Source organism: Streptomyces sp. NPDC047982 (assembly GCF_043204165.1).
Lineage (GTDB): Bacteria > Actinomycetota > Actinomycetes > Streptomycetales > Streptomycetaceae > Streptomyces.
In genome coordinates this window covers 305,979-321,194 of the sequence record NZ_JBIDBS010000006.1, presented here as the reverse complement: position 1 = coordinate 321,194, position 15,216 = coordinate 305,979, and the positions used below count along the sequence as shown (strand labels likewise).

General features: G+C 72.1%; 12 protein-coding genes. All 12 read right to left on the bottom strand.

Going from position 1 to position 15,216, the window contains the following annotated elements:
- Window positions 1-192 precede the first annotated feature (192 nt).
- On the bottom strand, window positions 193-2,337 hold the full coding sequence (locus ACGF2V_RS10610; protein WP_362710653.1) for a primosomal protein N': 2,145 nt from the start codon (window positions 2,335-2,337) through the stop codon (window positions 193-195).
- Window positions 2,338-2,486: 149 nt separating this feature from the next.
- Complete coding sequence (gene metK, locus ACGF2V_RS10605) at window positions 2,487-3,710, bottom strand: methionine adenosyltransferase (protein ID WP_362627321.1); 1,224 nt, start codon at window positions 3,708-3,710, stop codon at window positions 2,487-2,489.
- Between the two features lie 242 nt (window positions 3,711-3,952).
- Complete coding sequence (gene coaBC, locus ACGF2V_RS10600; RefSeq protein WP_362627318.1) at window positions 3,953-5,155, bottom strand: bifunctional phosphopantothenoylcysteine decarboxylase/phosphopantothenate--cysteine ligase CoaBC; 1,203 nt, start codon at window positions 5,153-5,155, stop codon at window positions 3,953-3,955.
- A 133-nt stretch (window positions 5,156-5,288) separates the two neighbouring features.
- Complete coding sequence (rpoZ, locus tag ACGF2V_RS10595) at window positions 5,289-5,561, bottom strand: DNA-directed RNA polymerase subunit omega (protein WP_030610454.1); 273 nt, start codon at window positions 5,559-5,561, stop codon at window positions 5,289-5,291.
- A 122-nt stretch (window positions 5,562-5,683) separates the two neighbouring features.
- Window positions 5,684-6,310, bottom strand: a complete 627-nt coding sequence (gene gmk, locus ACGF2V_RS10590) for a guanylate kinase (RefSeq protein WP_362627313.1) — start codon at window positions 6,308-6,310, stop codon at window positions 5,684-5,686.
- 38 nt (window positions 6,311-6,348) lie between these two features.
- Window positions 6,349-6,672: an integration host factor gene (locus ACGF2V_RS10585; protein WP_014157387.1), complete on the bottom strand. Its 324-nt coding sequence runs from the start codon at window positions 6,670-6,672 to the stop codon at window positions 6,349-6,351.
- A gap of 244 nt (window positions 6,673-6,916) precedes the next feature.
- Window positions 6,917-7,756, bottom strand: coding sequence for an orotidine-5'-phosphate decarboxylase (pyrF, locus tag ACGF2V_RS10580; protein ID WP_362710650.1), 840 nt, complete (start codon window positions 7,754-7,756; stop codon window positions 6,917-6,919).
- Window positions 7,753-8,862 (bottom strand): quinone-dependent dihydroorotate dehydrogenase, encoded by a 1,110-nt coding sequence (locus ACGF2V_RS10575; RefSeq protein ID WP_362627307.1) that lies wholly within the window; start codon window positions 8,860-8,862, stop codon window positions 7,753-7,755. The genes pyrF and ACGF2V_RS10575 overlap by 4 nt, the downstream gene beginning before the upstream one ends.
- Before the next feature lie 49 nt (window positions 8,863-8,911).
- Entirely contained in the window at window positions 8,912-12,220 is a 3,309-nt protein-coding gene (gene carB / locus ACGF2V_RS10570) for a carbamoyl-phosphate synthase large subunit (RefSeq protein ID WP_362627304.1), read from the bottom strand.
- Window positions 12,213-13,355 carry a glutamine-hydrolyzing carbamoyl-phosphate synthase small subunit gene (carA, locus tag ACGF2V_RS10565; RefSeq protein WP_362710647.1) on the bottom strand — a complete coding sequence of 381 codons (1,143 nt, stop codon included), beginning with the start codon at window positions 13,353-13,355 and terminating at the stop codon, window positions 12,213-12,215. The genes carB and carA overlap by 8 nt, the downstream gene beginning before the upstream one ends.
- Window positions 13,352-13,933 (bottom strand): hypothetical protein, encoded by a 582-nt coding sequence (locus tag ACGF2V_RS10560; protein ID WP_362627299.1) that lies wholly within the window; start codon window positions 13,931-13,933, stop codon window positions 13,352-13,354. Before ACGF2V_RS10560 ends, carA begins: the two co-directional genes overlap by 4 nt.
- Window positions 13,930-15,216, bottom strand: coding sequence for a dihydroorotase (locus ACGF2V_RS10555; RefSeq protein ID WP_362627385.1), 1,287 nt, complete (start codon window positions 15,214-15,216; stop codon window positions 13,930-13,932). Before ACGF2V_RS10555 ends, ACGF2V_RS10560 begins: the two co-directional genes overlap by 4 nt.

The following is a 15,216-nucleotide window of genomic DNA, read 5'->3' as shown; positions in this document are numbered from 1 at the left end:
ACCGCCCCGGGCCCCGGCCCCGTCGTCACACTGCCGCCTGTCGAGACCCGGCACCCACGCCCGCGGCGTCGTCCGACCCGTCCATGCACGTGCCGCGCGAGCGCGATCCTTCGCCGTGCCCTCGCACGGGCCGGACGCCGCACGGCCCGGCCTCCGGCCGACCGACGGCACTTCGACGACGGGGCCCGGTCGTCAGCCGATGTCCGGCGGGTCCACCCGGATCCGGACCTGGTCGCCGCCGCCCCGGGAGAGCCGCGCCGCCTGCGCCGCCTTCAGCGCGGACGCCAGGGCCGCGCCGCTGCCCGGCGGAACCCTCACCAGGGCCCGCTCCCAGGACTCCCCCGGCGGGGCGTCCCCCGGCCTGCGCGGCCTTCCCGGTTCGGTACGCGCAAGCGGGACCGGGCCCAGCACCTCGGCCTCGGGCGGCAGCTCGGCGGCGGCGAAGAAGGCGGCGAGCGCCTCCGGCGAACCGGTCACCGACGCCATGCGCGACACGGGCGGAAAGCCCAGCTCCGCCCGCTCCGCCAGCTCGCGGCGGGCGTGCCCGACCGGATCCCACCGCACCAGCGCCTGCACGGGCCGCAGGGTCGGCTCGGCGACGATCACCACCGTGCCGCCCTGCGCCCGTCCCCGCACCAGCGAGGCGGCGGCCGTCCACCGCCGCAGTGCCTCCTCCCCGGCCCGAAGATCGGGGCGCCCGACCAGCGCCCACCCGTCCAGCAACAGCGCCGCCGCGTATCCGCCCTCGGCCACCGGTTCGGCGCCGGGAGTGCTGACGACCAGCGCGGACGCGTCCGGCACCGACTCCAGGACGTGGTCACGGCCCGAGGTGCGGACCGGGACGGCGGGGAACGCCCGGCCCAGCTCCTCGGCGGTCCGGCGCGCGCCGACGACCTGCGCCCGCAGCCGGGCGGAGCCGCAGGCGACGCAGTGCCATTCGGCCTCGGCGCGCCCGCACCAGGCGCATTCCAGATCCTGCCGGTCCGGTGCCTGGAGCGGCCCGGCGCAGTGCCGGCACCGGGCCGGTTCGCGGCAGCGCTCGCAGGCCAGTCGGGGTACGTACCCGCGGCGCGGCACCTGGACCAGGACAGGACCCTCGCGCAGCCCGTCGCGGACCGTCCGCCAGGCCAGGCTGGGGAGCCGTGCCGCCCGTGCGGCCCCGTCCCCCGCCAGTTCCCCGTCGCCGACCGTGCGCACCAGGGGCGCCGCGGTCCGCAGCTGTTCCCGGTCCGCACCCAGGGGCAGCGCCCAGCCGCTCTCCACCAACTGGGCGGCCTCCACCGTGCAGCTCGTGCCGCCGAGCAGGAACGCGCACCGCGCGTGCGCCGCCCGGAGTTCGAGCACCTCGCGCACGTGCGGGAAGGGGGCGTTGTCGTCGCTGTGGCTGGAGTCCCCGTCGTCCCAGACGGCCACCAGGCCCAGGTCAGCGACGGGCGCGAACATCGCGGCCCGCGTCCCGACCACCGCCCGGACCGAGCCGCGCCGCACGGCGAGCCACTCCCGGTACCGCCTCTCCGGCCCGGAGTCGGCGGTCAGCAGGGCGTGGCGCCCCTCGCCGAGCAGTTCGGTGAGGGCCGCGTCCACCCGGCCCGCGGCCCGGCCGTCCGGTACGACGACGAGGGCGCCCCGCCCGGAGGCGAGCGTCGCGGCCACGGCCCCGGCGATCTCGCGCGGCCAGTGCGGTCCGGGCAGCGCCGTCCACACGGCCCGGGGAGCACCGCCCTCGGCCAGGGCCCGCAGGAACGCGGGCCCTTGCGCGTACCGCTCCCAGCTCCCGGGCGCGGGCGGGGGCGGCGGGGGCAGGGGCGCGGGCGAGGGCCTGGACTCGGCCCTGCCGTTGCGGGGCGGCACGGCCAGTTGCAGCACATCGGCGAGGCTGCCCGCGTACCGGTCGGCGACGGCGCGCGCGAGCGCGAGCAGCTCCGGGCTCAGCACCGGTTCGGGCGACACGACGTAGGCGAGCGCGGCGAGCGCGCCCGTGTAGTCGGATTCGGCGAGCCGCTCGACGAGGAAGCCGTCGATCAGCCCTCCGCCCTCGCGCCGTCCGCCGCGGACGTGGCGGGCACCGGCGCCGAACCGCACGCGCACCCGCACCCCGGGCCGGGCGTCGGCGTCGAGCTCCTCGGGCACGGCGTAGTCGAAGTACTGGTCGAGGTGGAGCGCGCCCTTGTTGACCAGGACCCGGGCGACGGGCAGCTCCTTGGCGAGCGCGGCACCGCGCCAGGTCCGCGGCTTGGCCCGCGGCACCTTCGCCTTCCGCACGGTCTCCCGGATCAGCGCGAGCTGCTCCGGAGCCCCGGGCCCGGGGTCGCCGGATCGCTTGTCGTCGCTGCTCACAGCCACATTCCTACCAGACCCCTCGGACAGCGCCTCCCCGCTCGCAACCCGCCCCGGAGCAAAGCGCCGGGACAACGCACCGGGGCCCGGACACCACGGCGGTGTCCGGGCCCCGGCGTACGCACTGAGGGCTGTTTACCGGGCCTTCGTCACAGCCCGGCGGCCTTGCGCAGCTCGTCCACGCGGTCCGTGCGCTCCCAGGTGAAGTCGGGGAGCTCGCGGCCGAAGTGGCCGTACGCCGCGGTCTGGGCGTAGATCGGACGCAGCAGGTCGAGGTCGCGGATGATCGCGGCCGGGCGGAGGTCGAAGACCTCGCCGATGGCGTGCTCGATCTTCTCGGTCTCGACCGTGGCGGTGCCGAACGTCTCGACGAACAGGCCGACCGGCTCGGCCTTGCCGATCGCGTACGCGACCTGCACCTCGCAGCGGGCGGCGAGACCCGCGGCGACGACGTTCTTGGCGACCCAGCGCATGGCGTAGGCGGCCGAGCGGTCGACCTTGGACGGGTCCTTGCCGGAGAAGGCGCCGCCGCCGTGGCGGGCCATGCCGCCGTACGTGTCGATAATGATCTTGCGGCCGGTCAGACCGGCGTCGCCCATCGGGCCACCGATCTCGAAGCGGCCGGTCGGGTTGACCAGCAGCCGGTAGCCGTCGGTGTCCAGCTTGATGCCGTCCTCGACGAGCTGCGCCAGTACGTGCTCGACGACGAACTCACGGATGTCGGGCGCGAGCAGCGAGTCGAGGTCGATGTCGCTGGCGTGCTGCGAGGACACGACGACCGTGTCGAGGCGGACCGCCTTGTCGCCGTCGTACTCGATGGTGACCTGGGTCTTGCCGTCGGGGCGCAGGTAGGGGATGGTCCCGTTCTTCCGGACCTCGGAGAGCCTGCGCGAGAGCCGGTGCGCGAGGTGGATCGGGAGCGGCATCAGCTCGGGCGTCTCGTCGCACGCGTAGCCGAACATCAGGCCCTGGTCGCCGGCGCCCTGCTTGTCGAGGTCGTCGCCCTCGCCGCCCGCGGCGGAGCCCTCGACCCGCGTCTCGTAGGCCGTGTCGACGCCCTGCGCGATGTCGGGCGACTGGGCGCCGATGGAGACCGAGACACCGCAGGAGGCGCCGTCGAAGCCCTTCTTGGAGGAGTCGTAGCCGATCTCCAGGACCTTGTTGCGCACGAGGGTCGGGATGTCGGCGTAGGCCTTGGTCGTGACCTCACCCGCAACATGCACCAGACCGGTGGTGATCAGGGTCTCGACGGCGACGCGCGAGGTCGGGTCCTCGCGGAGCAGCGCGTCGAGGATCGTGTCGCTGATCTGGTCAGCGATCTTGTCGGGGTGGCCCTCGGTGACGGACTCCGAGGTGAAGAGACGGCGGGACACATCGCTCCCTGGGGTTGCAGCGGCTGCTGGCTGATCATTTGGCGGACCGCCGGGAGCTGCGCCCGGCACAATCCGCGCACAGTTTATCGGTCACTCTCCTCCGGCGGACAGCGTGTCTCGTTCCTCGGGAGCGCCGAGGCCCCCGAAAGGGCTCGTCAAGGCGCTGAACCAGCCTCCCCGAGATGCCTTCCGTGCCCGGGTTTCCGGGGCTTCGCGGAGTGCCGGACCATGAAACGAGATCTTCATCCCAACCGCGGCGACACGAGGTCCCAGACCGTGTCGGCGAGGGCTTCCTTGGGTCCGTACGGCACCGCTGTCTCGGTGCCGTCGTCGGCGAGCACCACCGCCTCGTTGTCCTCGGAACCGAAGGTCCTGCGCTCACCCACCTCGTTGACGACGAGAAGATCGCAGCCCTTGCGGCGCAGCTTCTCGCGGCCGTGGGCGAGGACGTCGTCGGTCTCGGCGGCGAATCCGACGACGATCTGGCCCGGCCGGGCGCGTCCTGCGGAGACCTCGGCGAGGATGTCCGGATTACGAACGAGCGCGACAGGCTCCGGTTCCTGCCCGTCCTTCTTCTTGATCTTGCCCGGCGCGTACGCGGCGGGGCGGAAGTCGGCGACCGCGGCGGCCATCACGACCACGTCGGCGTCCGCCGCGGCCTTCAGCACCGCCTCGCGCAGTTGCACGGCGGTCCCGACGCGCACGACATCGGCGCCCGCGGGGTCGGGCAGGCCGGTGTTGGCCTCGATCAGGGTGACCCGGGCGCCGCGCGCGACCGCGGTGCGCGCCAGGGCGTATCCCTGTTTGCCCGAGGAGCGATTGCCGAGGTAGCGCACCGGGTCCAGCGGCTCGCGGGTGCCGCCCGCGCTGATCACGACGTGCCGGCCCGCCAGGTCCGGTCCGGCGGTGCCGCGGGCCAGCACCCGGCGGCAGACCTCGAAGATCTCCCCGGGGTCGGGCAGCCGGCCCTTGCCGGTGTCGACGCCGGTGAGCCGGCCGACCGCGGGCTCGATGACGACGGCGCCGCGGCGGCGCAGGGTGGCGACGTTCTCGCGGGTGGCGGGGTGCTCCCACATCTCGGTGTGCATGGCGGGTGCGAAGACGACCGGACAGCGGGCGGTGAGGAGCGTGTTGGTGAGCAGGTCGTCGGCGAGGCCGTGGGCGGCCCGCGCGAGCGTGTCCGCGGTGGCGGGGGCGACGACGACCAGGTCCGCGCCCTGCCCGATCCGGACGTGCGGTACCTCGTGGACGTCGTCCCAGACCTCCGTGGCGACCGGGTGGCCCGAGAGGGCCGACCAGGTGGCGGCCCCCACGAAGTTCAGCGCCGACTCGGTCGGGACGACCCGTACGTCGTGACCGGACTCGGTCAACCGCCGCAGGAGTTCGCACGCCTTGTACGCGGCGATGCCCCCGCTGACCCCAAGAACGACCTTCGACTTGTCCACTGCGTCTCCCCGCACTCGGATTCGGACTCCCCCATGCTGCCGCACCGCGCCCGGTGCGACACGGTCGCCCCTGGACGCACCACAGGCCCGGCGGCCGTGGCCGCCGGGCCTGTGGTGGAGGTGCGATTCCTGCCTACTGCGCGGGGCCCTCGACGGCCTCGGACGTGAGCAGGCCCGCGTTGATCTCGCGGAGCGCGATCGAGAGCGGCTTCTCGTGCACGTGGGTGTCGACGAGCGGACCGACGTACTCCAGGAGGCCCTCTCCGAGCTGCGAGTAGTACGCGTTGATCTGGCGCGCGCGCTTGGCGGCGTAGATCACGAGGCTGTACTTCGAGTCGGTGGCCTCGAGGAGCTCATCAATCGGCGGGTTGATGATGCCCTCGGGCGTGGTGATGGAAGAGGACACTCTCTGCCTTCCGAAGGGGGTGAGGATCAAAGAAACCTTTGACTGCGTGAGGCTCCGCACTGGTGACGGTACCGACGTGTCCGTCTGTCACATGCCGCGTACGCCGCACGTGCCCGGGTGAGTCAGTCGGTGCCGTCGGTGCCGTCGCTGCGGCCGGAAGCCTCCAACATCAAGGCTAGCAGCTCGCGTGCCACGTCCTGGACGGAGGTGTTGACCAGCGTCGTATCGAACTCGGACTCGGCGGCCAGCTCGACCTTGGCGGCGGTGAGCCGGCGCTCGATCACCTCGGCCGACTCCGTCCCGCGGCCGGTGAGCCGGCGGACCAGCTCCTCCCAGCTCGGCGGGGCCAGGAAGACGAGCCGGGCGTCCGGCATGGACTGCCGGACCAGCCGGGCGCCCTGGAGATCGATCTCCAGCAGCACTGGCTCACCCGCCTCCAGGCGCTCGATCACGGCCCGGCGCGGCGTGCCGTAGCGGTTGCCTGCGAACTCGGCCCACTCCAGCAGCTCGCCGTTGGCGATCAGCTTGTCGAACTCGTCGTTGTCCACGAAGAAGTAGTGGACGCCGTCCTGCTCGCCGGGACGCGGCTTGCGGGTCGTCGCCGACACCGAGAGCCACACCTCGGGGTGGGCCTTGCGCATATGAGCGACGACCGTGCTCTTGCCGACCCCGGAGGGGCCGGAGAGCACGGTCAGCCGCGGACGTACGTCCGGGGGTACGGGGGACGTCCCCCGGGATGTTGCAGCCATGGAGCGATTATCCAGGTTCTCAGGGGTGCCTGAGAACGTCAGGCGGCGCTGCCGCCGAACTCGCGCTCCAGGGATGCGATCTGGTTGGAGCCGAGACCCCGGACCCGGCGGCTCTCGGAGATGCCGAGCCGCTCCATGATCTGCTTGGCACGGACCTTGCCCACGCCGGGCAGGGACTCCAGAAGGGCGGAGACCTTCATCTTCCCGATGACGTCGTTCTCCTGGCCCTGCTTGATGACCTCGTGGAGGGAGGCGCCGGAGTGCTTGAGTCGATTCTTGACCTCGGCCCGCTCCCGGCGAGCCGCGGCGGCCTTTTCGAGCGCGGCTGCGCGCTGTTCAGGGGTAAGGGGCGGAAGAGCCACGCCTACGTCACCTCGGATGTCGATCTGTCGGATACGGACCGGTGAGGAAGCTGTGCGTCCCACACCAGGCGAGCGACGCACCACGCGTGCACGTCGGCTCTCGACGGAGACTAGCGGCCCGGGCCGCTCGAGTCAGCGAGAACCAACGAAAAGTCCTGGTCAGCCTCCATCGACCAGGACATTCCGGACATAACGTCCGAGTTTTTCGTTTACGATTCACCCAACGCCGTGATATCTGGCATGGTCATGCACCCGCGACGGCCGTCCGGACCTCGTCCGTCAGCCGTTCGGCGGCGTCGCGCAGCCCCGCCGCGTCCGGTCCCCGGCTCAGCACGCCGCGGCTCACGCTGGGCAGCACGTTGCCCACCGCGTCGCCGAACACTCCGGGGAGGTCCGCGGGGGTCGCCCCCTGGGCCCCGATGCCCGGCGCGAGCAGCGGACCGTTGACGGCGAGATCCACGCCCGCGTCGCCGAGCGTGGCGCCGACCACCGCGCCGACGGAACCGAGCGGCCGGGCCCCCTCGTTCTCGGCGGCGACGTGGTCGAGCACCACCTGGGCCAGCGAGCGGCCGTCGGCGGCGGTGGCGCGCTGCACCTCGGCCCCCTCGGGGTTGGAGGTGAGGGCGAGCACGAAGACGCCCGAGCCGGAGAGCACCGCCGCGTCCAGCGCCGGACGCAGCGAGCCGAAGCCCAGGTACGGCGAGACGGTGACGGCGTCCGAGAACAGCGGGGAGCCGGGGTCCAGGTAGGTCGCCGCGTAGGCGCCCATGGTCGAGCCGATGTCGCCGCGCTTGGCGTCCATCAGCACCAGCGCGCCCGCCGCACGCGCCTCCTCGACGGCCTTCTCCAGGACCGCGATGCCGCGCGAGCCGAAGCGCTCGAAGAACGCGGACTGCGGCTTGAGGACGGCGACCCGGTCGGCCAGCGCCTCGACGACGGTCCGCGTGAACCGCTCCAGGCCCGCGACGTCGTCGTTCAGCCCCCAGGCGGTGAGCAGCGAGGCGTGCGGGTCGATGCCGACGCACAGCGGCCCGCGGGTGTCCATGGCGCGGTGCAGACGTGCGCCGAACGGTTCCTGGATCATGCCGTGACCTTCCTGGTCTGCGCGCCGACGGCCTCGGCGAGGGTGGCGTACGGGGAGGCGGCCAGGCGCGCGGCCAAGCCCTTGTGGATCGCCCGGGCGTAGAACGGGCCCTCGTAGATGAAGCCGCTGTAGCCCTGGACGAGCGTGGCGCCGGCGAGGATGCGCTGCCAGGCGTCCTCGGCGTTCTCGATGCCCCCGACGCCGACCAGGGTGATCCGGTCGCCCACCCGCGCGTACAGGCGGCCCAGGACCTCCAGGGAGCGCGCCTTGAGGGGCGCGCCGGACAGTCCGCCGGTTTCGTCGACGAGCGCGCGCGGCGACTTCAGGCCGAGGCCGTCCCGGGCGATGGTGGTGTTGGTGGCGATGATGCCGTCGAGGCCCAGTTCGACCGCGAGGTCCGCCACCGCGTCGACGTCCTCGTCCGCGAGGTCAGGGGCGATCTTGACGAGCAGCGGGACGCGCCGCCCGGTGACGGTGCGGTCCGCCGCCTCGCGCACGGCGGCGAGCAGGGGGCGCAGCGCCTCGGTGGCCTGGAGGTTGCGCAGGCCGGGGGTGTTGGGCGAGGAGACGTTGACGACGAGGTAGTCGGCGTGGCCGGCGAGCCGTTCGGTGGACTTCACGTAGTCGCCGACCGCCTCGGCCTCCGGCACGATTTTCGTCTTGCCGATGTTGACCCCGACCGTGGTCCGGAAGACCGGGGTACGGGCGGCGAGGCGCCGGGCCACCGCCGCGGAGCCCTCGTTGTTGAAGCCCATGCGGTTGATCAGCGCGCGGTCCGCGACGAGGCGGAAGAGGCGCTTTTTGGGGTTGCCGGGCTGGGGTTCGCCGGTGACCGTACCGATCTCGACATGGTCGAAGCCGAGCATCGCCATGCCGTCGATCCCGACGGCGTTCTTGTCGAAGCCGGCGGCGAGGCCGAACGGGCCGTGCATCCGCAGGCCGAACGCCTCCGTGCGCAGCTCCTTGTACCGGGGGGCGAGCACGGCGGCGACGAGGGTGCGCAGCACGGGGACGCGGGCCGCGAGGCGGATCCAGCCGAAGGCCAGGTGGTGCGCCCGCTCCGTGTCCATCCGTTTGAAGAACAGGTGGAAGAAGAGTTTGTACATCGGGGGTCCTCATGGAGAGGGGGACACCGTTTCCGGTGTCCCCCTTCGGCTAGTCGCGGACGGCGATCAGGTGTTCCGCGTGTTCCTGGAGGGAGCGGACGCCGACGTCCCCGTGGGTGAGCGCGTCGATGCCCTGGACGGCGGCGGCGAGCGCCTGGACCGTCGTCAGGCACGGCACGGACCGGGCCACGGCGGCGGTGCGGATCTCATAGCCGTCGAGTCGGCCGCCCGTGCCGTACGGCGTGTTGACGATCAGGTCGACCTCGCCGTCGTGGATGAGCTGGACGATGGTCCGTTCGCCCTGCGGGCCGGTGCCCTCGGACTGCTTGCGCACGACGGTGGCGTTGATGCCGTTGCGCTTGAGGACCTCGGCGGTGCCGGAGGTGGCGAGCAGCTCGAAGCCGTGGGCGACGAGTTCGCGCGCCGGGAAGATCATCGAGCGCTTGTCGCGGTTGGCCACCGAGATGAACGCCCGGCCCTTGGTGGGCAGCGGTCCGTAGGCGCCGGACTGCGACTTGGCGTACGCCGTGCCGAAGACCGAGTCGATGCCCATGACCTCGCCGGTGGAGCGCATCTCCGGGCCGAGGACGGTGTCGACGCCGCGGCCGTGGATGTCGCGGAAGCGCGACCACGGCAGGACGGCCTCCTTGACGGAGATCGGCGCGTCGAGCGGCAGGGTGCCGCCGTCGCCGTGCGCCGGGAGCAGGCCCTCCGCGCGCAGCTCGGCGACGGTCGCGCCCAGCGAGATCCGGGCGGCGGCCTTGGCGAGCGGGACGGCGGTCGCCTTCGAGGTGAAGGGGACGGTGCGCGAGGCGCGCGGGTTGGCCTCCAGGACGTAGAGGATGTCGCCGGAGAGCGCGAACTGGATGTTGATCAGTCCGCGCACGCCGACGCCCTTGGCGATGCCCTCGGTGGAGGCGCGCAGCCGCTTGATGTCGAAGCCGCCGAGGGTGATCGGGGGCAGCGCGCAGGCGGAGTCGCCGGAGTGGATGCCGGCCTCCTCGATGTGCTCCATGACCCCGCCGAGGTAGAGCTCGGCGCCGTCGTAGAGCGCGTCGACGTCGATCTCGATCGCGTCGTCGAGGAAGCGGTCGACCAGGACCGGCCGGGTGGGGCTGATCTCGGTGGACTCGGCGATGTACGCGGAGAGCCGGGTCTCGTCGTAGACGATCTCCATGCCGCGTCCGCCGAGCACGTACGACGGGCGTACGAGCACGGGGTAGCCGATCTCGTCGGCGATGGCCTTGGCCTCGCCGAAGGTGGTGGCGGTGCCGTGCTTCGGCGCGGGCAGCCCGGCCTCGGCCAGGACGCGGCCGAAGGCGCCGCGGTCCTCGGCGGCGTGGATGGCCTCCGGGGGCGTGCCGACGACGGGTACGCCGTTGTCCTTGAGCGCCTGCGAAAGACCGAGCGGGGTCTGGCCGCCGAGCTGGACGATGACACCGGCGACCGGTCCCGCGAGGGTCTCCGCGTGCACGATCTCCAGCACGTCCTCCAGCGTCAGCGGCTCGAAGTACAGGCGGTCGGAGGTGTCGTAGTCGGTGGAGACGGTCTCCGGGTTGCAGTTGACCATCACGGTCTCGTAGCCCGCGTCGCTCAGCGCGAAGGAGGCGTGGACGCAGGAGTAGTCGAACTCGATGCCCTGGCCGATGCGGTTGGGGCCGGAGCCGAGGATGATGACCGCGGGCTTCTCGCGCGGCGCGACCTCGTTCTCCTCGTCGTAGGACGAGTAGAAGTACGGCGTCCTCGCCGCGAACTCGGCGGCGCAGGTGTCGACCGTCTTGTACACCGGGCGCACGCCCAGCGCGTGCCGCACCTCGCGGACCACGTCCTCGCGCAACCCGCGGATCTCGCCGATCTGCTGGTCGGAGAAGCCGTGCCGCTTGGCCTGTGCGAGCAGTTCGGGGAAGAGTTCGTCGGCGGCGGCCAGTTCGTCGGCGATCTCCTTGATCAGGAAGAGCTGGTCGACGAACCAGGGGTCGATCCTGGTGGCCTCGAAGACCTCCTCCTGGGTGGCGCCGGCCCGGATCGCCCGCATGACGGTGTTGATCCGGCCGTCGGTCGGGCGGACCGCCGCGGCGAGCAGCTCGTCCTTGTCGCCGGGCTCGCCGGTGAAGGAGAACTGCGAGCCCTTCTTCTCCAGGGAGCGCAGCGCCTTCTGGAGCGCCTCGGTGAAGTTCCGGCCGATTGCCATGGCCTCGCCCACCGACTTCATGGTGGTGGTGAGGGTGGAGTCCGCGGAGGGGAACTTCTCGAAGGCGAACCGGGGGGCCTTGACCACGACGTAGTCGAGCGTCGGCTCGAAGGAGGCCGGGGTCTGCTCGGTGATGTCGTTGGGGATCTCGTCGAGCGTGTAGCCGACGGCCAGCTTGGCGGCGATCTTGGCGATCGGGAAGCCGGTGGCCTTCGAGGCGAGCGCCGAGGAGCGGGAGACCCGCGGGTTCATCTCGATGACGATGATCCGGCCGTCGACGGGGTTCACGGCGAACTGGATGTTGCAGCCGCCGGTGTCGACGCCGACCTCGCGGATGATCGCGATGCCGATGTCGCGCAGCCGCTGGTACTCGCGGTCGGTGAGCGTCATCGCCGGGGCGACGGTGATCGAGTCGCCCGTGTGGACGCCCATGGGATCGAAGTTCTCGATGGAGCAGACGACCACGACGTTGTCGTTCTTGTCGCGCATCAGCTCCAGCTCGTACTCCTTCCAGCCGAGGATGGACTCCTCCAGGAGCACCTCGGTGGTCGGGGAGAGCGTCAGGCCCTGGCCGGCGATCCGGCGCAGTTCCGCCTCGTCGTGGGCGAAGCCGGATCCGGCGCCGCCCATGGTGAAGGAGGGGCGTACGACCACGGGGTAGCCGCCGAGCGTCTCGACGCCCGCCAGCACCTCGTCCATGGAGTGGCAGATGACCGAGCGTGCGGACTCGCCGTGCCCGGTCTTCGCGCGGACGGCCTCGACGACGCCCTTGAACAGGTCGCGGTCCTCGCCCTTGTGGATGGCCTCGACGTTGGCGCCGATCAGCTCGACGCCGTACTTCTCCAGGACACCGTTCTCGTGCATGGAGATCGCGGTGTTGAGCGCGGTCTGGCCGCCCAGGGTGGGCAGGAGCGCGTCGGGGCGCTCCTTGGCGATGATCTTCTCGACGAACTCGGGGGTGATCGGCTCGACGTACGTGGCGTCGGCGATCTCCGGGTCGGTCATGATCGTGGCCGGATTGGAGTTGACCAGGATGACGCGCAGGCCCTCGGCCTTGAGCACGCGGCACGCCTGGGTGCCGGAGTAGTCGAACTCGGCGGCCTGGCCGATGACGATCGGGCCGGAGCCGATGACCAGGACGGACTGGATGTCGGAGCGCTTAGGCACGCCGGCCCTCCATCAGGGAGACGAAACGGTCGAAGAGGTACGCGGCGTCGTGCGGGCCCGCGGCCGCCTCGGGGTGGTACTGGACGCTGAAGGCGGGCCGGTCGAGGAGCCGGAGCCCCTCGACGACCTGGTCGTTCAGGCAGACGTGGGAGACCTCGGCACGGCCGTAGGGGGTCTCGGAGACCTTGTCGAGCGGGGCGTCGACGGCGAAGCCGTGGTTGTGCGCGGTGACCTCGACCCTGCCGGTCGTACGGTCCTGCACCGGCTGGTTGATGCCGCGGTGGCCGTACTTCAGCTTGTAGGTGCCGAAGCCGAGGGCGCGGCCCAGGATCTGGTTGCCGAAGCAGATCCCGAAGAGCGGGGTGCCGCGCTCCAGGACGCCCCGCATGACGGAGACCGGGTGGTCGGCGGTGGCCGGGTCGCCGGGACCGTTGGAGAAGAACACGCCGTCGGGCTCGACGGCGTACACGTCCTCCAGCGTGGCGGTGGCGGGCAGCACGTGCACCTCGACGCCGCGTTCGGCCATCCGGTGCGGGGTCATGCCCTTGATGCCGAGGTCGATCGCGGCGACGGTGAACCTCTTGGTGCCGATCGCGGGGACGACGTACGTCTCCTTCGTGGCGACCTCGGCGGAGAGGTCGGCGCCCACCATCTGGGGCGCCTGCTGGACGCGGGCCAGGAGCGCGGTCTCGTCGGCCAGCGCGTCACCGGAGAAGATGCCGACGCGCATGGCGCCGCGTTCGCGCAGGTGGCGGGTGAGGGCGCGGGTGTCGATGCCGCTGATGCCGACGACGCCCTGGTTCTCCAGTTCCTCGTCGAGCGAGCGGCGGGCTCGCCAGTTGGAGGGCACCCGGGCCGGGTCGCGGACGACATAGCCGGAGACCCAGATCCGCTTCGACTCGGGGTCCTCGTCGTTGACGCCGGTGTTGCCGACGTGCGGGGCGGTCATCACGACGACCTGGCGGTGGTAGGAGGGATCGGTCAGCGTCTCCTGGTAGCCGGTCATGCCGGTGGAGAACACCGCCTCGCCGAAGGTCTCCCCCACGGCCCCGTAGGCACGGCCGCGGAAGGTGCGGCCGTCCTCCAGGACGAGTACGGCGGGAGCTCTGCCGGCTCCCCGGGCGGAGATCGTCATCGTGCGGTGCCTTCCGTAGTGCTGGTGAGTTGTTCGATGGCCTCGACCCAGGCCGGGTGCTCGGCCGAGCGGTCGGAGCGGAACCCGGAGTCGATCAGCTTGTCGCCGTGCGCCCAGGTGATGATCAGCAGGCCGCCCTCGGGGAGGACCTTGCCGGCGATGCCCTTGTCGAGCCGGGCCCCGCGCAGCGCGGTCGCCGGGACGAAGAAGTCGGTCGCCCCGGGGCGTACGACGTCCAGGCCCTGGTCGGTCAGGGTGAGTTCGACCCGGCTGCGGGTGCCGAGGCCGTGGGCGACGATCCGGTCGAGCCACTGTCCGGCGGTCGTCGAGGCGTGGTACCGGCCGGTCAGCGTCAGCGCCTCCCCGCCGTGGGCGAAGCCTTCCGGTGTGGTCGGGAGCTGCGGCAGATCCGACTGGAGACTGCCGCGCCACTTCCATCCCTGGCGCATCAGCCAGTAGACGAAGGCGATGAACACGAGCAGTCCGACGACCCAGCTGATGCGGGCGGGCCAGTCGGTCACCTCGGCCGACTTCTGTTCGGCGGCGAGGCGGAGGTACAGGGGGGTGAGTGATGTCACGCGAGCTTCCCGTCGACGACCGTGGCACGGCCCCGCAGGAAGGTGTGGGTCACTCGGCCCGGCAGCTCGCGCCCCGCGTAGGGGGTGTTGCGGCTGCGGGAGGCGAAGCCCGCGGGGTCCACCACACCACGGTATGCCGGATCGACCAGGGTGAGGTTGGCGGGCTCACCGACCGAGACGGGACGGCCGTGTCCGTCGAGGCGGCCGATGGCGGCCGGGCGCCACGACATCCGGTCCGCGACGCCCGCCCAGTCGAGCAGTCCGGTCTCCACCATGGTCTGCTGGACGACGGAAAGGGCGGTCTCCAGGCCCACCATGCCCATGGCGGCGGCGGCCCACTCGCAGTCCTTGTCCTCGTGCGGGTGCGGGGCGTGGTCGGTGGCGACGCAGTCGATGGTGCCGTCGGCGAGCGCCCCGCGCAGGGCCATGACGTCGGCCTCGGTGCGCAGCGGCGGGTTCACCTTGTAGACCGGGTCGTAGGTCCGCACGAGCTCGTCGGTGAGGAGCAGGTGGTGCGGGGTGACCTCGGCGGTGACGTTCCAGCCCTTGGACTTGGCCCAGCGGACGATCTCGACGGACCCGGCGGTCGACAGGTGGCAGATGTGCACCCGGGAGCCGACGTGGGCGGCGAGCAGGACGTCACGGGCGATGATCGACTCCTCCGCGACGGCGGGCCAGCCGCCGAGGCCGAGTTCCGCGGAGACGACGCCCTCGTTCATCTGGGCGCCCTCGGTGAGCCGGGGCTCCTGGGCGTGCTGGGCGACGACCCCGTCGAACGCCTTCACGTACTCCAGCGCGCGGCGCATGATCACCGCGTCGTCCACGCACTTGCCGTCGTCGGAGAAGACCTTCACCGCGGCGGCCGAGTCGTGCATGGCGCCGAGTTCGGCGAGCTTCCTGCCCTCCAGGCCGACGGTGACGGCGCCGACGGGCTGCACGTCGCAGTAGCCGGACTCCCTGCCGAGCCGCCAGACCTGCTCGACGACGCCGGCGGTGTCGGCGACCGGGAAGGTGTTCGCCATGGCGTGCACGGCGGTGAAGCCGCCGACGGCCGCGGCCTTCGTGCCGGTGAGGACGGTCTCGGAGTCCTCGCGGCCGGGCTCGCGCAGGTGGGTGTGGAGGTCGACCAGGCCGGGCAGCAGGATCCGGCCGGCGGCGTCGACGACGGTCGCGTCCCCGGCGTCGAGACCGGTACCGATCGCGGCGATGGTCTCGCCGTCGATCAGGACGTCCCGGGCCTCGCCGCCGAGGATCTTCGCACCGCGGACAAGGGTCTTGCTGAT